The sequence below is a fragment of the Nitrincola lacisaponensis genome, from assembly GCF_000691225.1.
GTDB classification, from domain to species: Bacteria; Pseudomonadota; Gammaproteobacteria; order Pseudomonadales; family Balneatricaceae; genus Nitrincola; species Nitrincola lacisaponensis.
Map to the genome: position 1 here is coordinate 1 of NZ_JMSZ01000036.1, position 21268 is coordinate 21268.

At 50.1% G+C, this 21268-nt stretch carries 18 protein-coding genes; 6 read left to right on the forward strand and 12 right to left on the reverse strand.

The features are described from left to right. The first annotated feature begins 124 nt into the window (after positions 1 to 124). Together glmU and glmS are read left to right on the forward strand one after the other, a co-directional pair. The gene (gene glmU, locus ADINL_RS13340) at positions 125 to 1480 is read left to right on the forward strand and encodes a bifunctional UDP-N-acetylglucosamine diphosphorylase/glucosamine-1-phosphate N-acetyltransferase GlmU (RefSeq protein ID WP_036549090.1); all 1356 of its coding nucleotides are present in this window, start codon (positions 125 to 127) and stop codon (positions 1478 to 1480) included. Positions 1481 to 1505: 25 nt separating this feature from the next. Beyond that, positions 1506 to 3332 carry a glutamine--fructose-6-phosphate transaminase (isomerizing) gene (gene glmS / locus ADINL_RS13345; RefSeq protein ID WP_036549093.1) on the forward strand — a complete coding sequence of 609 codons (1827 nt, stop codon included), beginning with the start codon at positions 1506 to 1508 and terminating at the stop codon, positions 3330 to 3332. A 142-nt stretch (positions 3333 to 3474) separates the two neighbouring features. Here glmS and ADINL_RS13350 read toward each other — a convergent pair whose 3' ends face one another. Beyond that, on the reverse strand, positions 3475 to 4383 hold the full coding sequence (locus tag ADINL_RS13350; RefSeq protein ID WP_036549096.1) for a LysR family transcriptional regulator: 909 nt from the start codon (positions 4381 to 4383) through the stop codon (positions 3475 to 3477). Positions 4384 to 4472: 89 nt separating this feature from the next. Here ADINL_RS13350 and ADINL_RS13355 point away from each other — a divergent pair, with 89 nt between their 5' ends. The 4 genes from ADINL_RS13355 (at position 4473) to ADINL_RS13370 (ending at position 8221) form a co-directional block, all read left to right on the forward strand. After that, on the forward strand, positions 4473 to 5111 hold the full coding sequence (locus ADINL_RS13355) for a 4-carboxy-4-hydroxy-2-oxoadipate aldolase/oxaloacetate decarboxylase (protein ID WP_036549098.1): 639 nt from the start codon (positions 4473 to 4475) through the stop codon (positions 5109 to 5111). Between the two features lie 80 nt (positions 5112 to 5191). Beyond that, complete coding sequence (locus tag ADINL_RS13360) at positions 5192 to 6157, forward strand: tripartite tricarboxylate transporter substrate binding protein (RefSeq protein ID WP_036549099.1); 966 nt, start codon at positions 5192 to 5194, stop codon at positions 6155 to 6157. A gap of 78 nt (positions 6158 to 6235) precedes the next feature. After that, complete coding sequence (locus ADINL_RS16075; RefSeq protein ID WP_051632830.1) at positions 6236 to 6685, forward strand: tripartite tricarboxylate transporter TctB family protein; 450 nt, start codon at positions 6236 to 6238, stop codon at positions 6683 to 6685. Between the two features lie 12 nt (positions 6686 to 6697). Then, positions 6698 to 8221 carry a tripartite tricarboxylate transporter permease gene (locus ADINL_RS13370; protein ID WP_084154531.1) on the forward strand — a complete coding sequence of 508 codons (1524 nt, stop codon included), beginning with the start codon at positions 6698 to 6700 and terminating at the stop codon, positions 8219 to 8221. Between the two features lie 64 nt (positions 8222 to 8285). Here ADINL_RS13370 and ADINL_RS13375 read toward each other — a convergent pair whose 3' ends face one another. The 11 genes from ADINL_RS13375 to ADINL_RS13420 form a co-directional block, all read right to left on the reverse strand. Then, a complete protein-coding gene (locus tag ADINL_RS13375; RefSeq protein ID WP_036549101.1) occupies positions 8286 to 9401 on the reverse strand; it encodes an SLC13 family permease in 1116 nt (371 codons plus the stop codon). Positions 9402 to 9654: 253 nt separating this feature from the next. Further along, positions 9655 to 10635, reverse strand: coding sequence for a 6TM ABC transporter family protein (locus ADINL_RS13380; RefSeq protein WP_152547688.1), 981 nt, complete (start codon positions 10633 to 10635; stop codon positions 9655 to 9657). After that, positions 10635 to 12299, reverse strand: a complete 1665-nt coding sequence (locus ADINL_RS13385) for a WD40/YVTN/BNR-like repeat-containing protein (RefSeq protein WP_036549105.1) — start codon at positions 12297 to 12299, stop codon at positions 10635 to 10637. Before ADINL_RS13385 ends, ADINL_RS13380 begins: the two co-directional genes overlap by 1 nt. Continuing rightward, complete coding sequence (locus ADINL_RS13390) at positions 12296 to 13666, reverse strand: WD40/YVTN/BNR-like repeat-containing protein (RefSeq protein WP_036549108.1); 1371 nt, start codon at positions 13664 to 13666, stop codon at positions 12296 to 12298. Before ADINL_RS13390 ends, ADINL_RS13385 begins: the two co-directional genes overlap by 4 nt. Then, positions 13659 to 15386, reverse strand: coding sequence for a beta propeller repeat protein (locus ADINL_RS13395; protein ID WP_036549111.1), 1728 nt, complete (start codon positions 15384 to 15386; stop codon positions 13659 to 13661). The genes ADINL_RS13390 and ADINL_RS13395 overlap by 8 nt, the downstream gene beginning before the upstream one ends. A gap of 90 nt (positions 15387 to 15476) precedes the next feature. After that, positions 15477 to 15917 (reverse strand): hypothetical protein, encoded by a 441-nt coding sequence (locus ADINL_RS13400; protein WP_036549114.1) that lies wholly within the window; start codon positions 15915 to 15917, stop codon positions 15477 to 15479. A gap of 80 nt (positions 15918 to 15997) precedes the next feature. Further along, the gene (locus ADINL_RS13405) at positions 15998 to 18514 is read right to left on the reverse strand and encodes a TonB-dependent receptor (RefSeq protein WP_036549117.1); all 2517 of its coding nucleotides are present in this window, start codon (positions 18512 to 18514) and stop codon (positions 15998 to 16000) included. A gap of 188 nt (positions 18515 to 18702) precedes the next feature. Next, entirely contained in the window at positions 18703 to 19752 is a 1050-nt protein-coding gene (locus tag ADINL_RS13410) for a FecR family protein (protein ID WP_036549121.1), read from the reverse strand. Positions 19753 to 19933: 181 nt separating this feature from the next. After that, complete coding sequence (locus ADINL_RS13415; RefSeq protein ID WP_036549123.1) at positions 19934 to 20479, reverse strand: RNA polymerase sigma factor; 546 nt, start codon at positions 20477 to 20479, stop codon at positions 19934 to 19936. A gap of 278 nt (positions 20480 to 20757) precedes the next feature. Beyond that, a complete protein-coding gene (gene ykgO, locus ADINL_RS16285; RefSeq protein ID WP_084154532.1) occupies positions 20758 to 20898 on the reverse strand; it encodes a type B 50S ribosomal protein L36 in 141 nt (46 codons plus the stop codon). Positions 20899 to 20910: 12 nt separating this feature from the next. Then, a complete protein-coding gene (locus ADINL_RS13420) occupies positions 20911 to 21165 on the reverse strand; it encodes a type B 50S ribosomal protein L31 (protein WP_036549125.1) in 255 nt (84 codons plus the stop codon). Positions 21166 to 21268 lie beyond the last annotated feature (103 nt).

Here is a 21268-nt window from a genome sequence, read left to right on the forward strand (position 1 = left end):
AGTTTTACTTGACCACTACAAATGCGCAGGAGCGGTGAGGTTACAGATCCATCATGGATGTTTAGGCCCGCCAGGGTGTAAAATAGGCCCTTATCCCTCTTTTCAGGACACGTAGGAAGTTAGCATGCAAACCGATGTGGTCATTCTGGCGGCAGGTCAGGGAAGTCGAATGAAGTCTGTATTGCCGAAGGTAATGCATCCGCTGGCTGGAAAACCCATGCTGCAGCATGTCATCGATACCGCCAGTCAACTGTCAGAAGCCAACCTGCATGTTGTCATAGGCCATGGTGCTGAACGTGTACAGCAACTGCTCGCGGATCAGCCTGTCAGCCAGGCATTACAGGCACAACAACTGGGCACAGGTCATGCGGTAGCTCAGGCGCTGCCTGCCTGTCAGGCCGACAGCCTGGTCTTGATTCTCTATGGTGATGTTCCCCTGATTCAGGCCAGTACCCTGATTGAATTGCTGCATCAGGCCCAGCAGGGGCATTTGGGATTGCTGACCGTTGAGCTGAGCGATCCAACCGGTTATGGCCGGATTGTGCGCAACCCGGTCCGCGATGTGGTCGCCATTGTCGAGCATAAGGATGCAACGGAAGAGCAGCGTGCCATTGCGGAAGTGAATACCGGTATTATGGCCGTGCCCGCAGTATTGTTACGTCGCTGGTTACCTCAGCTCTCTGCAGAAAATGCCCAGGGTGAGTATTATCTGACCGACATCATCGCTATGGCCGCCAGTGAAGGTGTGCGTATCAGTGCCATCCAGCCACAGACCGAGCAGGAAGTGCAGGGCGTGAACAACCGTCAGCAACTGGCTGAACTGGAGCGCTGGCATCAGCAGCAACAGGCTGAAACCCTGATGGCGGCTGGCGTGACGTTGATGGACCCTGCACGTATCGATATCCGTGGTCATCTCCGTGTGGGTCAGGATGTCGTCATCGATATCAACTGTATCTTTGAAGGTGATGTCGAGATAGCAGAAGGGGTCAGTATTGGCCCTCACTGTGTCATTCGTAACAGCCGAATTGCCGCAGGTGCTCGCATTGAAGCCCATTCTTTACTGGATGGTGCGGTAGTCGGAGAGCAGTCTGTGGTCGGGCCTTTTGCACGCCTACGCCCCGGTACTGAACTGGCAGCCGAGTGCAAAATTGGTAACTTTGTTGAAACCAAAAAAGCGCGCATCGCTCAGGGGAGCAAGGTTAATCACCTCAGTTATATTGGTGATGCACAGATCGGTGAGCAGAGTAATATCGGTGCAGGGACCATCACCTGTAACTATGATGGCCAGAACAAATATGAAACGGTGATCGGTGATCGTGCCTTTATTGGCTCCAACACCGCCCTGGTTGCACCGGTGCGTGTAGGCAATGATGCCACGGTTGCAGCCGGATCAACCATCACCAAAGACACTCCGGATGGACAGTTGGCTGTCGGTCGAGCCCGTCAGCAACTGATCAGCCACTGGAAACGTTCGAATTAACAGCAAACCATAAGGAATTTAGCAGATGTGTGGAATCGTCGGCGCTGTCGCCACCCGTCCGGTCGCAGAAATACTTCTCGAAGGTCTCAGACGTCTGGAATACCGCGGTTATGACTCTGCCGGAATGGCGCTATGTGATCAGGGTGACATCAAGCGCCTGAGACGCGCCGGTAAAGTACAGGCTTTGGCCGATCTGCTGGCCGAACAGCCCCAGACAGGTACCACCGGTATTGCCCATACACGTTGGGCTACACATGGCAAACCAACAGAAGCTAACGCACATCCGCATATGTCTGGCGCGCGCCTGGCCGTGGTACACAACGGCATTATTGAAAACTATGAACCCTTACGCGAAATGCTCAAGACAGAAGGCTATCGTTTCGATTCCGATACCGATACCGAAGTGGTGGCTCACTTACTGGATCACACGCTGAAAAGCGGCGTCAGCCTGACGGATGCATTGCGTCAATCCGTAGCACGTCTTGAGGGCGCTTTTGCCCTGGGTGTTGTTCATGCTGATTTCCCGGAGCAGTTGCTGGCTGCGCGCAAAGGCAGTCCTCTGGTGGTGGGGGTTGGTATAGGTGAAAACTTCATCGCATCGGATCAATTGGCACTGTTACCGGTCACCGACCGCTTCATGTTCATGGAAGAGGGCGATATCGCCTGTCTGACCCTGAATCAGATCCAGATTTTTGATCGTCAGGGAAGCCTGGTACAGCGTCCGGTTACCCAGTTTGAACATGGACAGGCTGCCGCCGACAAGGGCCACTTCAAACACTTCATGCTGAAAGAGATTTTTGAGCAGCCAGAGGTGATGCAACGCGTACTGGAAGGGCGTATCAGCAACGGACATCTGCTGGAGCAGGCCTGGGGTGTGAACGCGGCGGCGGTATTTGATCAGACCAACCGGGTACAGATTGTGGCCTGTGGTACCAGCTATCATGCCGGAATGATCGCACGCTACTGGATTGAATCACTGGTCGGCATCCCCTGCAATGTCGAAGTAGCCAGCGAGTTCCGCTACCGTGATGTGGTACTGTCTGATGATACCCTGCTGATTACCCTGTCTCAGTCTGGTGAAACCGCGGATACCCTGGCAGCCCTGCGTGAAGTGAAGCAACGGGTACTTGCCAGTCTGGCAATCTGTAATGTGCCTGGTAGCTCACTGGTCCGTGAATCAGATCTGGCCCTGATGACCAATGCCGGACCTGAAATTGGTGTCGCGTCCACTAAGGCGTTCACCTCCCAGCTGGTCGCATTGCTGATGACGACCCTGATACTGGGTCGTCGCAAAGGACTCTCCACCGAGACTGAACAACAGCTGGTCGGTGCCCTACAGGCCTTGCCGGAACTGATCGAGTCACTGCTGGAGCTTAATGATCCAGTCGCAAAAATGGCTGAAGCCTTTGCCGAAAAGCACCACGCACTGTTCCTTGGCCGTGGCAGCCTTTACCCGGTCGCGATGGAAGGTGCCCTTAAGCTCAAGGAGATCTCCTACATCCATGCAGAAGCTTATCCCGCAGGTGAGCTGAAGCACGGCCCCTTGGCGCTGGTCGACAAGGACATGCCGGTCATAGCCGTGGCACCGAACAATGACATGCTGGACAAGCTTAAATCCAACCTGCAGGAAGTGCGTGCCCGAGGCGGAGAACTGTTCGTCTTCACCGGCTGTGGACAGAGTATCCGCGATGAAGAAGGCGTATCGACCCTGACACTCCCAGCAGTACACCCGCTGCTCGAACCCCTGGCCTATACCTTGCCGTTGCAGCTGCTGTCGTACCATGTCGCTGTACTGAAGGGTACCGATGTCGATCAGCCAAGGAATCTGGCGAAATCTGTTACGGTGGAGTAAAGGGTATTCAATTTTAAAGCCAGCATTTTTGCTGGCTTTTTTCTTTATGGTCGACAACCACCTACGTTGATATCTGGAATCATTAAACCGAAACACTATATGGAAGGGTTGAATCCTATAGAATTGTTTTAATTTTAGAGTCCTATAGGTTGGAGCAAGCCTCTTTCGCCTCATACCTGAGCACGCTGATAAATTTTTCCAGTAAGGGATTGGTGTCACCTTTACGGGTTACGGCAACCAGAGTGGTACTGATCTCAATATCTTCGACAGGTAAGAAAACTACATCCCGACGATTGTTGGGTGTAATTGAAGCACTGACCAATGTGCCACCCAGTCCTGCACCGACCAATGCCAAGGCAGTATGAATTTCGATGGCTTCATGAGACACCAGTGGACGTATATCTTTCTCTTCGAGGTGAGACAGAATTTTATGCCCGAAAGGGCTCCGGGGATCTTTGGGGTAGAGGATAAAAGGCAGTTGCGTAAAGTTCTCCAGAGAGAAGCTCTCATGCTGGGCAAGTGGATGATCGATGGGTAGGGCTGCCATAAAGGGGTCGTTAATGATGATGTCATACTGCATGTCAGCGTGACGTTCAAACTGGCCGATGAACCGGGAAATACCGATATCTATTCGATGCTGTCTTAGTCCCTCTTCCTGATACTCGGAGAGGGCTTCAACGAGATCCAGGTGTACTTCTGGATGTTGAATTCTGTAGCGTTTGATGACTCCCGGGAGTAATGAAAATAGAGCAGAGCGAATAAAGCCTACCCCCAGCCATCCGCCGCTACCACTGGCAACTTGTCTGGATTCTTCTTCCAGGCGAGAAGATTGTGCCAGTAATTCCTTTGCCCGGGGATAGAAAAATTTTCCAAGAGATGTCAGTTGCATCGGTCGGGTTGAACGGTCGAACAGCTCACCGCCCAGATTCTGTTCCAGTAAGGCGATCTGTGTACTGATGGCTGTTGGTGCCACGAAAAGACGTTTTGCGGCGGCACTGCCACCACCGGCATCCACCACTTCACAAAAATAGCGTATCTGTCTTAGATTCATTTTTAGTGAACTTATCTGCGTTATTCGCTGATTGATTAAAGATAATCAATAGATGATAGTGAAGCAGAGGTCAACTCAGGAGTATAAAAATGATAAATAAGAATCTCTGTTTACAACTCAGCCAGTTTGGCAGTGCCTCTATCTATGAAGCACAAGGAGCCACTGGTGCACTCGACAGTGGTATTAAGCCACTCAGTCATACCATGCAGGTGTTTGGGCCTGCATTCACCGTCGATATCCGTCCAGGTGACAATCTGATGTTGCACTATGCCTTACTGCATATTCAGCCGGGAGATGTGCTGGTGGTCGATGCAAAAGGCTTTATCGAAGCTGGCCCTTGGGGAGATATTCTCACGGAGCAGGCGATGGTAAAGGGGGTGGCTGGACTGGTTATTAATGGTGCGGTGAGGGATGCTCACACCATTAAGTCCTTGGGCTTTCCGGTATTCTGCCGGGGTATCAGCATTAAGGGGACTGCAAAAAAACAGCCAGGCAAGGTCAATGTGCCCCTTTGTATGGGTGATACCGTGATTCATCCCGGCGATTATCTGTTTGGTGATGAAGATGGTGTGGTGGTGGTGCCAAAACAGGACCTGTCTACTGTGTTACAAGCCACCCAATCTAGGGAACATACCGAAGAAATGTATCGGGAAGAAATTCAACAGGGAGCGAACACAGTCGATTTGCTCGGCTTGAGGGACACTCTGAAGCAGTTGAACTTAGCCTAGAACAAACGCCCTGGCCCAGGGTGTACTCAAATAATGATAAAAACAGTACTGTTTTTCACAGTACAGATGAGGAAACCACGATGAAAATTATAAAAACAGTTGGCATGCTTGCCTGTATCTCACTGCCTTTGATGTTAACAGCATCTGTCTCTGCTGATAACTATCCGGACCGCCCTATCTCTACCATTATTGCCTTTGGTGCCGGGGGTAATACCGATGTTGGTGCACGTATTTTATTCCCTGCAGTGGAGCGTGAACTGGGGGTTCCACTCAATATTATTAACCGCCCTGGTGGCGGTGGTTGGGTGGGCTGGACTCAACTGCTGAATGCATCCAATAATGGTTATACCCTGGGATATATTAATACCCCTAACCTGATTACCGGGTATATGGACCCTCAGTATCGACGCAATGTAAACCTGGATGACTTTGATCTGATCGCTAACCACGTGACAGATTATGGTGTCATTTCCATCAATAAAAATGAGACCCGCTACAGTAATATTGATGAGCTGGTTGCATATGCTCAGTCCAATACGCTGACAGCTTCAACCACCGGCGCTAATGGTGATGACCATATAGCCATGTTGAAAATGAACCATCACTATGACACCCGTTTTGTGCCGGTACATACGACCGGAACGGCTGAGCAGCGTGCGGCGATTCAGGGTGGACATGTGGATGTGAATTTTTCCAATGTAGGTGATACCAATATGGCGCATCGCAGTGGTGATCTAAAGATCATCGCCATAATGGCACCTGAGCGGTCTGAATTTATCCCGGATGTGCCCACTCTGGATGAATTGGGCTATCCAGGAGTGATCTCTTGGTCCGCTCGTGGTATCGCCGCTCCCAAAGGTATCGATCCTGATTCTTTGGCGCGTCTGGAGGCGGCTTTTATTGCTGGCATGCAGGATCCGGAGCATTTAGCCAAAATGGCTGAAATGGGTCTTAAAGTCGATATCCGCACTGGCGAGGATTATCGCGCGATGCTGGAAGAGGAAGAGCAGGGAGTGCGCTCTCTGAGTGATTTGCTCGGTTGGTGATGCCTATAGGCCGTGGTGTAGAAGTACACCGCGGCAGCGTTTCTTTCAGGCCTACTTCTAACAATAAACAGGTGCCTTATGAAAGCGATACACCTGGACCTCGTAATCGGGGCCATTATGCTGATGTTCTCAGCTGTATTTTATAGCCTCTCGGTTCAGATGCCTTCTGATCCTGCGGTCTTTCCTAAACTGATCCTGGCCACGTTGATGGCGTTTTCGGCCTATATACTGGTCAATGGGATTTCAAAAACCTGGACAGCTAAAAAACAAGGCGTTGCACAAGAGCGTGTTTTTAAGCAGGTACGCGGGCCTATCGTAACGTTTGTCGCCTTGTGTGTTTACGTGATACTGATCGATGTGCTGGGATTTTTTGTATCCAGTACGCTCGCGGCCGTCTTTTTCATGCGCTACTTTGGCGTTTCCTCTTACCTCCAAATGCTGTTGGTGCTCATCATCATGAACAGCTTTATTTATATGCTTTTTGTCTGGCAGTTGCGTATTTCGTTGCCGACAGGGCTGTTGTTATAAGGAGGATGGATCATGACTATTGATACTGCTTTATTATTGTCCGTGTTTGCTCAGTTGGCCTCACCAGACGTGTTGCTGATGCTATGTGTGGGCGTGCTGGGTGGTATTTTTCTCGGCGCCTTGCCGGGATTGAGTGCCACAATGGGGATTGCTTTGCTGATTCCGGTCACGTTTGGAATGCAACCTGTTGCGGCATTGGTTTTATTGTCCGCCATTTATGCCGCCGCTGTGTATGGTGGTTCCATTACGGCGATTCTGATTCATACACCGGGTACACCGGCTTCGGCGGCTACGGCGATGGACGGTTATCAAATGACCCTCAGGGGGCAGGGACTTAAAGCACTGGGGACATCGACGCTCTGCTCAGTGATTGGGGGGATGGTCAGTGTGGTTGCACTGTTGCTCCTGGCCCCACCCTTGGCTCAGATTTCGTTACGTTTCAGTGCCCCTGAATATTTCCTGATCGCGGTATTTGGTTTGACTATCATCGGTAGTCTATCCAGTGGTGCGATGGCGAAAGGTCTGTCTGCAGGGCTGTTAGGTCTGTTAATCAGTTTGGTCGGTGTTGATGTTATGACAGCCTACCCACGCTTTACCTTTGGTGTCGCAGAACTTGAGAATGGGATTTCACTCATTCCTGCCATGATAGGCCTGTTTTCCATATCACAGGTCATGATTCAGGCAGAGAAACTGCATAATGCCAAACTGCACAGCAGTGATGTCCCCAAACTGGAAGGGAGCCTGTTTCCCAGTCGAGCCGAATGGCGCAAGCTCCGTGGTACGATTTCACGATCATCCATTATTGGCGTGTTGGTCGGCTGCTTGCCCGGTGCGGGAGGCGATGTGGCTTCCTGGGTGGCGTACAATGAAGCGAAACGGAACGCTAAAAATCCAGATGATTTTGGTAAGGGTGAAATAGAAGGTCTGGCCGCGGCTGAAACCTCCAATAATGCCGTGACTGGCGGTGCGATGATTCCGTTACTGACCCTGGGTATTCCTGGAAGTGCGGCTACAGCCGTGATGCTCGGGGGGCTCTATATTCATGGTTTACAGCCCGGACATGAGCTGTTTACCGTCAATGCGCACATCGTGTATGCCATTATTGTCGGGCTATTGCTGGCGAATATGTTGATGGGAATTGTCGGTTTGGCATTGGCAAAGCAGGTGGTGAAAGTTGCTTCGGTGCCCTTTGCCATACTTGCACCGATCATTGTCGTTTTGTCAGTCGTGGGTTCTTATACCATCAACAACAGTATGTTTGATGTGTATGTGATGACTGCCTTTGGGCTGTTGGGATACCTGATGAGAAAAACCGGCTTCTCAACCGCTGCTATAGTGCTCGCGATGATACTGGGCGCTATGGCTGAGCTTGGATTCCGACAGTCGTTGGTGATGTCCAAAGGTAACCTGCTGGGCTACTATTTCGACCGACCCTTTTCGTTGCTGATTATGGGACTGATTCTGCTGGCGCTGCTGTCACCGCTGCTCCTTCGCTGGAAGCGTAAACGAGCACTACGCGTCCTCCAGAGTTCTTAGTGAATAGGGTTTAACGCTATGACCCTGGTAGAATAAACCAGGGTTATGCTTACCCCGTTACATTTCATGATATAAACCGCATTAACAAAAAAGTACCCAACAAGCTAATCAGCAGCATGGCGATGGACCATGCATGGAAGGGTAGCCATAAGCCTGGTTGTTTGCCTAAACGCAGCGCAATCAGGTTAGCCAAAGAACCAATCGCCAGCCCAAAACCGCCAACATTGGCTCCCCAGGCCAGCCCATACCAATGTTGTGAAAATTCAGCCAGAAAAATGGTGGCAGGTACATTGGAAATGATCTGTGATAAGAGTATAGCCCCGGTGATTTCGCCTCCCGGAAGAGCCAATAACTTGTCGGTTGCCTGAATCATAAACGGCAGTTGAGCGAGCAAGCCAAGATTAACGAACATCAGCACAAAAATGATCAGAATGAGCCAGTCGACTCCCTGCAGTACACGCCGCCAGCAGAACAAGTAGAGAAGCAAAACACCCGTGACTGCCAGGCTGATGAATCCCCATTCCAGCAGCAGAAGAAATATCGGAAAGCATAACAGCGATACCCAAAAGAGTTTTCGCTTGGTAGGGCTGGCGGCAGCCAGGGTGTGAATATCAATCTGGCGACCAGAGAAAGCCAGAGTGGTTATCAATAACAAAGCAGTCAGCATCCAGGCAGAGATGGGTAGCATTTGCCAGATGAAAGAGATAAAGCTATCGCCCGATCTTTGCCAGAGATAGAGGTTTTGTGGGTTGCCAATCGGGCTGACAGCTGAGCCTGCATTGACTGCCAGCGCCTGAAAAATAACCAGCCTGCCGATCGGGAGGTCAGCCAGTTTTGACAAACTGATGGTGAGTGGCACCACGATGAACAGGGCAACATCGTTGGTAATAACTGCCGAGAGCAGTGCGGCAAAGAGTACCAGCGCCAGCGCAAGAGCACGTTCTGAGTGAGTACGAGCGAGTAGCCAATAGCCGGACTGTACCAGTGCACCACTGTCCTCCAAGCCTCGACTGAGCACCATTAACCCGCCCAGAATAGCAATGGTATGCCAGTTGACCAGTTCATAGAGTTGATGCCATTGCAGTGGTGTGAAGAGTGCAAACAATACAAAGCCGAACACCAGTGCTAATAACAACAGGTCTTCACTCAGCCGTGAGTAAACGTAGCGGAGTAATCTCATGCTTTAATCCAGATGTATACCATACAAAACGCAATCACCTCGTATAGCCCTTAATCGACGGCAGGAATATTCATCAAGCGACTTGGGTCAGCTTTGTCTTGCAGGATTGTTTTCACCCATGGAATGCATTCAGCGCATTTTGGTTTACAGTTAAGGTATTGAAAACACTGCCTGATATTATCTGCTCCAGCCATACAAGCCGTTTGAAAATCCTGATGAGTTAGATTATGACAGCTACAGTAGGCTTTTTGATTCATTTTGATTTCTTTTCCTGCTGCATTTGTGGAAGCAGTGAACGCATCAGAGCAGGGTAGGCCTCCTGCCAGCGCGTGTATACCCGACCTACATTGCCCAGTGGCTTGGACAATAATTTCAGGTTGATTGCCAGGGCCGTTAATTCAGCCAGAGAGATATCTCGTAGAGATGGACCCAGTCCAAACCACATTGCAAGCAAAGCCAGTAATCCAAACGATGCCCACAAAACCAGATCACTTGCATTCTCTGCCAGCCATTTCAAAATATGTAGTCGTAATACGGCTAGATAATAGCGTTCCTGATGTCCGTAGAGTGACGATTGATCCCTTCTTACAGTGGTTTCAGCAATACTGGATTGGGTATCCAGAATATGTAAACTGGTATGACTAATCCGGTGTCCGAAATACCAGACGAAGTAGATGGTTGGAAACATACTGAATATCAGAAAGGGTACCCATTGCGCACCCAGTGATAATTGCCATAGCAGTACCGAGGTTGTGACGGTGATGATGGTCCAGATATCTTTATAGATCACCTGAAATCCTTTTTTGGCCACATCACTGCCGAACAACATGTGCGCAACATCCTGGGAAACATTACCCTGCTGATGTCTTTCCAGATAGCTACGTTGCATGACAATAATCAACCGTGTTTCCAGCAACTTGCTGAGAATTGACTCACCAAAATCTGCCAGCACAAGACCCAGAATAATGGCCAGAAAAATGGGCATAAACTCAGGAAGCAAAGCGAATGGGTCAATTTCGCCGAGTTCTATCCGTTGTACTGTGGTTTTACTGAGCCAGGCAAATGCAGGTGCCAACGCGGCCCCCAAGGCTGCGAGGCTCAGAAAACCTATCAGTATCCAGCGCAAATTCAGCAGGACCCGCATCATTTCTACGAGCAGTAGCCTCCAGTGACTACCAATAAAGTAGGTGCCGATGCCTGGACGGGGCAGAGTCCTTGTATCGACCTCTGCCATTATGACCAGGCTCCGATTTTGATACGGTCAGTCAGCAATCTGGGTGTGCTTGAGCTGATACTTTTTACACCTGTAATCCAGTGCTTGATGGGCAGCCAGGTCATATCCGTTGCTGCATTGAGTACCCAGCCATGGTGTTTATTCCAGGCGACCAGGCCCAGGTCTGTACAGGCTGCATCCTGTATCTCGTGTACAGTATCAGGGAGTTTGACAGCCTGTACCTCTTTTGGACTCACCCGAAATAGCTGTTTTGCGCTCAGCAGGGTCACTACAGAGCCTGCAGCAGCGAGGGGGCGGCAAGGGTGTTGAAATACCGCGCGCATAATGCCGGTCTCGGTTTCAGCATTCACCTCCAGCAATCGTCCATCCTCAGTACCAACCCAGAGACTGTTATCCTTGGCTAACAATCCCTTCACGGTTGTATTGCCCACACAACTGATCCATCTGAGTTGCTTGGGTTGATCTGCATCCGACAGGAAGAGTCCGGATTTTGAGCCCAGTGCCAGGCGGTTTCCAATAAAAGCAATTGCGGTAAGCTCTGCAAAATGTGGTGTTGTGGTGAACTTCACCTGAGACCAGGACTCTCCGTTGTCCCAGGAGCTGAACAGCCCTCGTTGCGTGGCCATGTACCAGGCTCCTTCAGGTGACATGGTTAGCCCTTCAGCATCCAACACTGCCCATTCGGAACTGGATACTTTCCAGTGAGTACCGCCATCATCAGAAAAGAAGGTACCAAAACTTGTGGTTGCCAGTGTCCGGCCTTCTTCGAGGCTCCAGAGTTGCTTAACCCTGGCGGCTTCATCAGGAATCGCGTGTTCAGCAAACAGATCCTGTACCTGACCATTGCCAAGATTGACTAGAAATGCACCATTGATTCCCGCCACCAGAGCAAAACCCTTGGCGAGTAACAGTAGATGTTCCGCCTCGGCAAACCTTGGATCTTTAAGTTCCAGTGGATCATATTTCGAATCGCTGAACTCACAGGCTAAAATATTCCCAGTGATCCAGGCGTTAACATTATCGCCTTGGCAGGCCGCACTGAAGGGACGTTTTTGATAACGAATGGAAGAGCCGATGCGCCAAGGCCCTCGCCAACGGGTCAGATAGCGACCATCCTGTGCCTGAATAATGGCATCGTGGTAGCCCGTTTCTATTTCTAATTGCCAATGTGCTCCAGCATCATGAGACACCAGCAAACCTGCATGGGCGTTCACACCTTGTTTTTTGCAAAATGCCAGATAGTTTTCATCCCTTAGGGTCAGGCCAATCACCTCGGCACCCTGGGTATCGGGTAAGCGTTGCCATTTGTCCCCTTCAAGCTGATAGATACCGCGTTTTCCACCTGCCAGAATCTGACCCTTCGCGACGAGTAACGACTTTGCGTTATCCTGACCGAGACTGGGCAATCGCTGTATCAGATTACCTTGTTTGTCAGTGACGGCTAATAGCGTTTCCTTGGCGTAGCTGGCACTCACGACCAAGCCTGATTCGGAGGCGGCCAAAGCGCTGATCCGATGTCCGTGCCAGTCGCCACAGACGTTTAACACATGATGATGCAAATGGTAGAGGCCGTTACTTGTGCCAAGCCAGATATCCTCTCCTTTGTGTACCACAGCCTTCACTTCAGGACGGCGAAAAGCATGTAATTGATCGATGGTATTCATGATGTTTTTTCCGTTTGCTTTTCATCATTTACCAGCAATTGTCTGCTGTCTGGACTCGTCGAAAGCGTTCTAATAGCCTGCCTGCCGAAAGCGTCAACTCTGCTGAGGTATTTTGGGTTATTCAGATGAGTTGCTAATACACCCGTTTTACTGCCAATAAAAAGATGCTCGTCGATAATGGCTAATCCGCCGCATAGCTCAGCATAGTGGGGCATCTGTTCCAGTTTGAGTTTGACACAACGCCAACTTTGGCCGTTATCATCACTCACGAACAGGGCGCTTCGGCAACTTAACCACCAGCGCCCATCATCACTGCGAATAAGGTGTTTGGCATTCAGTACTGACCATTCCGCGTCGGCAGGTTTCCAGGTAATACCGCTGTCTTCAGAGCGAAAGGTGCCGAAGCTGGCAACGGCCAGACGTACACCATCATCCAGCTCAAACACTTGCCTGAGCTCGCCCAGGCCATCAGGAAGTATCATGTCTGCAAACAGGTCTGATACAGCCCCCTTGGCTGGTTCTACCAGAAAAGCGCCTTGCATACCGGCGACCAGAAAGGCACTTTCCTGAGGTAAGGGATAGAGCCATTTCGCCTCGGCGAGCAGGGGATGGGTAAATGACAGGGTGGCCTGTCCGTCTTGCTGATACTCCAGTGTGTTACCCTCTAGCAGTGCCCAGTCTTTAGTTGATAACCAGGCGGCCGTTAGGGGGTGTTTTTTGTAACCACCTGTAAAATGGCGCTGACACCGTCCTTTCCAGCGGGATATCCAGAATTGATCATTAACCGCCAGCACAAGATCCTGATAGTCAACCGACGCAGCCACTTTCCAACTGGTACCATCATCGCGGGTTTCCAGTAATGCCGGTTTTGCATCGGGAGACAGCTTTTTAATTGAGGCCTGTATCTGCTCAGGATGGTCACTATGAATCCACAAGACTTCACCCCAACCACCAGTGTCCTTGAACAGGCATTGCCATGAATCGGCCTTGGGTCGGTTATCGGTATTGAGAAGCAAACGGAATATTCCCCGTTGAGTGCCAGCCAGCACACATTGGGTCTGGCTGTGTAAACACTGGATTTTCTCTCCCGGGGGACATGGCAGTTCTGCTTCCACCTGCCATTGAGCATTACAAAGATAGAGCTTTTGACCGCTCGCGGTTTCAAGCAACAGCAGGTAGCCTTGAGGAGAGACAGCGACCAAGTGAACGGGCTGCTGATCCCACGGGGAAATGGCGTTTAACTGGCCATTTATCAACTGAAATAATCCGATTTCAGTGGCCAGGAAAACGCCTGCTGGTACCGCCAGAACACAATTGACCCTTGGGCGTTCAAAAGACGCTAATGAGTGATGCATATTGCTATACATGGGTGCAACCTGCTGCAATGTAGAGCTGATCACGGTCAGTAGCGACTACACGGCCATCATTAAGAAGTGTGGCATGCTTGATGGGCCGCGCACTTTTAGGCCAGTCTGTCACCGAATGCCAACCTGCTTCGGGACTGCCAATCCAGGCGCTGCTGGTGTTCCAGAGTAGAATGCGCCCGTCGTTCAGATCGATGGCTGCCAATTCACCTGGCCCGGGAGGTGCAAGGTGTTTGACGCTGCCATCCGCTTCGATTCGATAGAGGCTATTTTCACCTACTGCCAGCATCGCGGCATCACAACAGGCGAGGAACTCACAGGGTTCATCCAGGCAAGCTACCTGGTGTGCAGTATCGGCTGTCGGGTTGAATATAAATACGCGGCCCTTGCTATCAATTGCCCAGGCTTGCTTGTTATCGACCGCTAAAGCGTTAATGGCATCCATGCCGAGTGCCGTCAGATAACGCGCAGGCGTGCCCGTTGCCAAAGGTGCCACAAAGCAGCCGCGCTTGGTGCCCAATAGCAACTGGTCACCCCAGCGGCATCCAGTGAACAGCTCGTGGTAATGGTGATGTTCCGTTATCAGATCAATAAGCTGCCAGCTTGCACCACCATTATTGCTGTAAGCGAGGCCGCGCTGACAAATCAGATAGTGGGTATGCTCGTCGACCATGACGTGCGCTTCTACATCAAGTTGAGCCCATTCAGACCTGACAGCCTGCCATGTCTCACCATCATTGAGACTGCGAAAGGTTCCATAGGATGCTGTAGCCAAGACAGATGATCCCAGCGACCAGAGGTGCTTGAGCTTGGATGCTCCAGGTTGTGCCGCAATTCCAGCCAAACAATCATCCAGACGACCCTTGAGCAGATCCACCCGATAGGCTCCTTGCTCACCCGCGACCACGGCACTGTGACCGTCGGGTAAGAGTAGCAGATGGGTAGCATCTCCCAGTAAGGGGTGTACCAGTGCACGCGTGGTACATTCAGATACGGCGTTAAGGGGGGGCTGCCATTCCAGTCGGTTACCTATCACCAAGGCTATACCGCCTTCAGCATCCACTGCCGCTGCACCGATAGCGCGAACTTGTGGTGTTGATTTGGGTAGATCCTGATCAATGAGACCGTACCAGCGGGTAATGGCGCGTGTGCCGTCTACGGCAAGCACCCAGTCGTGGTACTCGCGCTGCCAGGTCAATTGCCAGCTCAACCCCTCATCCTTGGAGCTGATGACGGCGGGAAGCCCTCCAGGTCCATGCTTTTTCATGCGTGCATGCAGTGTACCGTCACGATCACGCGAGATACCGATCACGTAGGCGGTCGGGTGTCCATCATCTGTGGGCCAGCAGCGTTGCCAGCGCTTACCATTGTGACGGTAAAGACCCTGTTTGCCTCCAGCCAATATCCAGTCGTTACCGGCATAAACAGCCTTGCATTCAACTCCGGATGGTTGTGAGAGTTCGTCCAATGGTGAATAGTCGATGTCAGCCAGGACAATACGGTAACCGTCACGGTCGCCGACCACGGCGATGAAGCCAGCATTAAGGGCAGGACCCAGGGCCTGCACATCCATGCCATCCCATCCCTTAAGGGCAATGGCACCGGTGGGATCCAAACGATAAATGCCTTGGCCTGTCGCTGCCAGAGTATCTGTGGCCGTTTGAAGCAGGTCACGTACCTCAAGGCGGGCATAGCTGGCAGGATCGGTGCAAAGATCAGTCATGATAGACACTCTTTAATCGGTACTTGAATGGTTCATTTTCAGCTCTGTCATTCCCGCACAGGCCGAAAATGACAGAGCTGGCTGTGCAACTTAACGTTTTTTGCTACCGTCCAGTTCCATTTTGAAACTATTTATATTTCCATCTGAATCAATGGTATGCAGATGCACATATTCACGATGATCCTTATCATCATGTTTGATTTTGATTTTACGGATACGCTGTGGGGACTGGGTTTTTTCTGCGACAGCCTGACGTCCTGACTCTGGCAGTACCGCAATGACCTTTTCAAATACCGCTGGATCAGAACCACCGAGCAGTTTGCGTGTCGTTTCGTCATAAATCACATCAAAGACCTTGTCGCCACGCAGATAATTGGTGCTGACTTCAGTCACACCATGCGCATCGGCGCTGACAATTTCGAGCACTTGCGCACCCTCAATAAACTCTCTTAATACCTGCTGGGTGTCTTTAGCCAGCAGATTAAAATCATTAATTACACGTTCATGTTCAGTTTTGATTAGGGTTTGCATAGTTACTCACTCATTAGTGTTGTCATCAGAAAACGCCCTGTTGGGCAAGAAAATACCCCTCTTCCAAAGAAGGCGAGGTATTAAAACTTCATATCAAAGCCAAGCCACAAGGTTTGTGGAATGCTGACGGTGCGATGTTCTACATGTGTCAGCTCATGGTTTGCGTTAAAGAAAGATTTAGGACCGCTCTCTTGTTCATTGAACAGGTTGCTAGCTTCGAAGCGAAGGCGGATATCTCGGTTGATTGCATAAGCAGCGGTCAAGTCTACGGTTGTCAGCTTGTCGAAACGTTTGCGTGAAAACTCATCTTCTTCGGTCCGTTTGCCGTTATGGTTAATGGCCAATGACATCTGCAGATTCGAACTGGGACTGATCCAGTCAATTCCCGCCGCCAGCAGATAATCGGGCTCACCGAAGAAAGGTACATGGCGTCCGCTTGCCAGACGCATCTTGCCATCAAACAATGTCTGATTGCTCCAGATGGTCAGGCCATCAAACTGCCTGATGCCGGTTGCGCCGAGATGGTAGCGCTGTTCCAGTTCGAGCCCGCGTAAAGTGCCACTCTCAATGTTGATGGGTTGCACAATATTCCGACTACCTTCCTGTTCACCTGTGAGACTATTGACGATTAAGTCGTCAATTTTTTTATGGAAAATAGTGGCTGCAAGGAATAAATCGGGTGTCGACCAGACTAAACCCAGGTCTGAATTTATGGCGGTAGCAGGGTTCAAATCTGGGTTGCCTACAACAATTTCCTGTCCTTTTTGTTCTCGGGAGGGCGTTATCTGGTCCAGTTGTGGTCGGTTTAGTGTTCGTGATATGGCACCTTGTAGTGTCATTTGAGGGCTTATACGCCAAGCCGTATGAAGGCTTGGGCCAATATGCAGGTGATGACTGCTTTGCGTGTTATTACCGCCTTGTCCATCGTTACTCAAGGCATTTAATCGGTAATCTTCAATACGTACACCCGGTTCAACACGTAGCGTTTCATCAAGGAATTTAAATTGCTGGCGCGCCCAACCAGCCAGGTAATTTTCCTGCAGGTTATAAATGTCACCACTACTCGGGTTTTGGACCACACCATTTTCAATAGATGATTTTCTGCCATCGCGCTCGTTACGTCGTGCCTGTAGCCCTAATTCAAATTTTCCGAGATGTGTTGCTGACCAGTCATAAGCCAGTGCTGTGCGTAACTCCAACAGCTCATCTGTCAGTGATTCAGAAGTATTCGAGACAGTAGGGGTTCCATGAAGTGCGCCACCTCTGTAGCGCAGGCGGATCTCATCCATGGTTTTATCCTGATCACTCAGAAACCAGGATAGTCGGCTATCCAAATGCCAGTGTTCGCTTAATTGTTGTTCCAAGCGAAGGTTGGCTCCGCCGGTAATGCTTTCAGATTCCTCTGTTCTGAATCGATTGTCGTCGCTACCATTGTGAGCTGGAGTTTGGGTCTTGCGGACATCGCTCTGACTGACTGTTTCGGTGAAAAGCTGCGGTTCAAACTCAAAGTAACCTTGATCCAGTTCCCAACCCATTTTCAGGAATGTATTGATGCGCGTGACGTCTTTTCGATCGATTCGGTTAAAGCTTTCCCTAAAGCTGCCATCCGCATTCGTTTGTTCTGCAATATGCTGACGATTAGAGGGCGAGTTATTAATATTCAGTCCACCCAGCAGGCCAAAATTTTCACTCATCGGGCCACCAGCCCAGATGCTTGCCCGGCCTGCAAGCATGTCATTGCTTGTCTCTCTGATTCCACCACCCAACACTTCAGTACTACCGGTGAATTCCTGAGGAATACGGCGATACTTTACTGAGACCCTGCCGCCAATTCCGTCATGCTCGATATCTGCCGTTGGATTGCGGATGACGCGTACCTCTTCAACCAGGCTGCTGGCGACGGTGCCGACGGAGAGGTTTCGCCAGCGTCCCGCACCGGGTATCGTGACGCCATCTACCTCAACACGCGAAAACTGTTTATCCAGGCCACGCACTCGCACTTCCTGTTTTTCTGAGGGGGATGTGGAAAACAAACCAGGTAAACGATCCAGCGCTTTACCTATGTGCTCATCTGGAAAGCGTTGCATTTGATCACCCCCCAGAATGAGATCAGGGCGCAGTGTGTTGAGTCGTTTCTGCTCATCGGTATAGGGGTTAGCAAAGCCATCATCGATGTAACCTTCAACTGAAATCAGCCCCAGTGTCATTACTCCGCTGTTCAGACTGCCAGTTTTTTGCAGCGTCACTGAGTTCTCTCCAGTAATGCGTAGCATCAAACCGCTACCTGCAAGTAATTGTTGCAGGGCATCGTGTAGTGAGTAGTTGCCAATCAGTGCCGGTGCTGCGTGGTCAAAGGTCGTTTCTTCGGTATAAAGCACTTGCAGCCCTGTTACAGCTGATAAGTCAGCAAGTGCTTGAGGCAGGGGTTGAGCAGGGATATTGAATTGCCAGGTTCTAACCTCCTTTGCGTTGGTCAGTTCCTCATGGATATTGAAATTCTGTGCCTGGACAGGTGCCGTTGCCAGCAATGTCAGAGCAATTACAATAGCCAGATGACAGGGTTTTGTCTGAATAATGGTGTTTCGTTTGCTGCTCATTCCTGACCCCTTTCCATAAATACAATCTAATACTAATGCTAAGTATTATCATTTGATTTATGGATAAGACGTGTGGGTGATGAGTTATCCCCCAGTCAGATATGAAATTATTTTTTAATACGTAAGATCTTTTGAAAAATAACTTTAAATATCAATTATATAAAGTGGATTGGATGCATTGGCATTTATCAATGCAGAAGCACCAGATAGTCTGTTAACCTTATCTGATTAATGGGTAGCGTATTCGTGATGACTTCCAGTACGGAGTCGGGTGTATTGGTAGAAAAAATACCACTGATTTTAAGGTTTTTCAGCTCATTGCTGGTGATGACGATACGTCCTTGACGGTGTCGATTGAGAGTGTCCACAACGTCCCCCAGAGGCGTGTTGTAGAATACCAACTGGTCACGCAGCCAGGCGGTAACGGCGGTGCGATCAAAGGGTGCTGGGGTACTAATATGCCGGCCCGACAACACGGCTTGTTGGCCTGGTAAAAGTATAACAGCCGCATCCTGTTGCATATTTGGAGTAAGCAGCTCTACTCTGCCTTCATCAAGACTGATGATGGCGACATCATTCATCAAACGAACGTTAAAGTGAGTGCCGGTTACTTTAACACTGCCATGGCTGGTGGAGACAATAAAAGGTCGATTGTCGTTTGCTGCGACTTCGAACCAGGCCTCTCCCTTCAGCAAGCGTATCCTGCGTTCCAGGGTGTTGTAGTCTTTAGCCAGCGCCGTGTTAGTGTTAAGGACGATGTGGCTGTTATCTTCTGTAACAATGGGCATTTTTTCACCCACCAGGGTGATGTAGTCGCTCTGCCAGCGTGTCAGCCAGTCCTGTTGCCAACCGAAAGTGACAAGTATTGCCAATACCAGGCAAGAGGCCAGGGCTAATCCTTGGCTTTGCATACGTAAAAAACCATGTCGGGTAGTCATTTGGCAGGCTGAATCATGTGTGGCATTTGCAGAGCTGTTGGTGTTGATATTGTGAGCGGGCAGCTCTTCCGCGATGACTTGCTCTAAGGGCGCCTCCAGAGCCAACCAGAGAGATTCCATTTCAGCAAAAGCTGCACGATTGCGGGTATCCTCCAGCAGCCATTGATTGAAGTCGGCACGTAGTTTTCGTCCACTGGAGGAGTTCAAGTTGGCTTCTCGCAGTCTGGCTTGCCAGATTGCGGCTTCTTCCAGAAGGGTATCGGGCAGTTCATCCATCAGGGTGAGTCTATCACTGTTCATTGGTCACGACCTGTACCCGAGGTTAGTGGGCTTGGTGAAAAAAGTCGGATTATGGAAAATACCTGTCGTTCTAGAATAAGACGAACAGTCCTCGGATATTCCCCTAGTCTGATGGGCGATAATGTAGTTGAAAAAGGATTCTTGAGCAAAAAATCCGCTAGGTTATTTGGAGAATATGGCATCAGATATTGCGTCCCACTTCCCTTAGGCGCGAACGGCAATGCACCATGGCTCGGGCGATATGTTTTTCTACTGTTTTTTCAGAAATGACTAAAAGAGTAGCTATTTCGCGCATGCTGAGGCCGTGACCACGATAGAGCAGGAAAACCTCGCGACACTTATCGGGTAATTCTCGTATTGCCGCATTCAGGGCTTCAAGCTCTTGTTGGGAAATGGCGACCTCAACAGGGTCAGGTGAAGTATTGGGTAAGTCTTCAGTATCGGCTTCACAATAATCATTCTCCTCTTTATTTACGGAGGGGAGTGCTCTTTCCCAGGTTTTTTGCCGGCGTATATGGTCTATGGCAAGGTTGCCTGCCATCCGGTAAAGGTAAGCACGTGGATTATCGGGCAATGGAGTAGAGGTGGTATTGGCTCGAATCCAGGTTTCTTGTACTACGTCCTCTGCAATTGACGATGAGCCGGTGCGCTGGCGAATAAAGCGTCGGAGTTCTTCGTAGTAGGTCTCGACAGCCTGGGCTAAGGATTGAAAGGAAGGATGAGTCACCGTTTGCTATCACCTTGATATAGCATTGGAGCATTCCAATGATTTTGCGAATGATATCTATTTAGATTTAAGTGGTCAAATAACAATATCCTCCAATCTGTTTTCTTGTCTGAAGAGGATGAGTGGCCCAGAGTATAGCTGGGTGGGCAAGCTGGCGCCGTCAGTTTGGCTCCCTTGCGATCCCTGCTGAAACGGGGGCACAGGTGCCGCTATTGACGGCTATAATTTCTGCACCAGTTTGCCTCATTGAGGGTTCTTTTTCCTGATCAATAATATCACTAGCGCTTCTTCACCCGCCCCTGGCATGCCTTGAAGCGTGGATTCGTTTTGCAAATCACATAATAGCGGCCGCGACGTTTGACAACCTGGCAATCAGGGTGGCGTGTCTTGGCCGTTTTGAGCGAACTGAGTACTTGCATGGTATTTTCTCCTTATTGCAAACTGGGTGTCTTGAAGCGTTTGTTGAACTTGGCGATACGTCCTTCGTTGCTGGCGATGCGTTTCTCACCTGTGTAAACTGGATGTGATGCACTGGAAATATCCAGATTAATCAATGGGTAAGTTTTTCCATCTTCCCATACGATGGTGTCGGTTGACTGACAGGTTGAGCGGATGCGGAAGGTTCGGTTGCAACTTGTATCACGAAAGACAACGTAGTCGTATCGCGGGTGAATATCTTTTTTCATAATGTCCCTCAAGAGTTATAATATAACATTTCAATCACTGATTGAAACTCATTATCATTTAAATGTAAAGTATTGGCTCACGTCTTTGCTGTCATTGACTCTC

What these genes read in the sequence shown, in the direction of transcription:
- glmU (WP_036549090.1), top strand. Translation starts at nt 125, where the DNA reads ATGCAAACCGATGTGGTCATTCTGGCGGCAGGTCAGGGAAGTCGAATG.
- glmS (WP_036549093.1), top strand. Translation starts at nt 1,506, where the DNA reads ATGTGTGGAATCGTCGGCGCTGTCGCCACCCGTCCGGTCGCAGAAATA.
- ADINL_RS13350 (WP_036549096.1), bottom strand. Translation starts at nt 4,383, where the DNA reads ATGAATCTAAGACAGATACGCTATTTTTGTGAAGTGGTGGATGCCGGT.
- ADINL_RS13355 (WP_036549098.1), top strand. Translation starts at nt 4,473, where the DNA reads ATGATAAATAAGAATCTCTGTTTACAACTCAGCCAGTTTGGCAGTGCC.
- ADINL_RS13360 (WP_036549099.1), top strand. Translation starts at nt 5,192, where the DNA reads ATGAAAATTATAAAAACAGTTGGCATGCTTGCCTGTATCTCACTGCCT.
- ADINL_RS16075 (WP_051632830.1), top strand. Translation starts at nt 6,236, where the DNA reads ATGAAAGCGATACACCTGGACCTCGTAATCGGGGCCATTATGCTGATG.
- ADINL_RS13370 (WP_084154531.1), top strand. Translation starts at nt 6,698, where the DNA reads ATGACTATTGATACTGCTTTATTATTGTCCGTGTTTGCTCAGTTGGCC.
- ADINL_RS13375 (WP_036549101.1), bottom strand. Translation starts at nt 9,401, where the DNA reads ATGAGATTACTCCGCTACGTTTACTCACGGCTGAGTGAAGACCTGTTG.
- ADINL_RS13380 (WP_152547688.1), bottom strand. Translation starts at nt 10,635, where the DNA reads ATGGCAGAGGTCGATACAAGGACTCTGCCCCGTCCAGGCATCGGCACC.
- ADINL_RS13385 (WP_036549105.1), bottom strand. Translation starts at nt 12,299, where the DNA reads ATGAATACCATCGATCAATTACATGCTTTTCGCCGTCCTGAAGTGAAG.
- ADINL_RS13390 (WP_036549108.1), bottom strand. Translation starts at nt 13,666, where the DNA reads ATGTATAGCAATATGCATCACTCATTAGCGTCTTTTGAACGCCCAAGG.
- ADINL_RS13395 (WP_036549111.1), bottom strand. Translation starts at nt 15,386, where the DNA reads ATGACTGATCTTTGCACCGATCCTGCCAGCTATGCCCGCCTTGAGGTA.
- ADINL_RS13400 (WP_036549114.1), bottom strand. Translation starts at nt 15,917, where the DNA reads ATGCAAACCCTAATCAAAACTGAACATGAACGTGTAATTAATGATTTT.
- ADINL_RS13405 (WP_036549117.1), bottom strand. Translation starts at nt 18,514, where the DNA reads ATGAGCAGCAAACGAAACACCATTATTCAGACAAAACCCTGTCATCTG.
- ADINL_RS13410 (WP_036549121.1), bottom strand. Translation starts at nt 19,752, where the DNA reads ATGAACAGTGATAGACTCACCCTGATGGATGAACTGCCCGATACCCTT.
- ykgO (WP_084154532.1), bottom strand. Translation starts at nt 20,898, where the DNA reads ATGCAAGTACTCAGTTCGCTCAAAACGGCCAAGACACGCCACCCTGAT.
- ADINL_RS13420 (WP_036549125.1), bottom strand. Translation starts at nt 21,165, where the DNA reads ATGAAAAAAGATATTCACCCGCGATACGACTACGTTGTCTTTCGTGAT.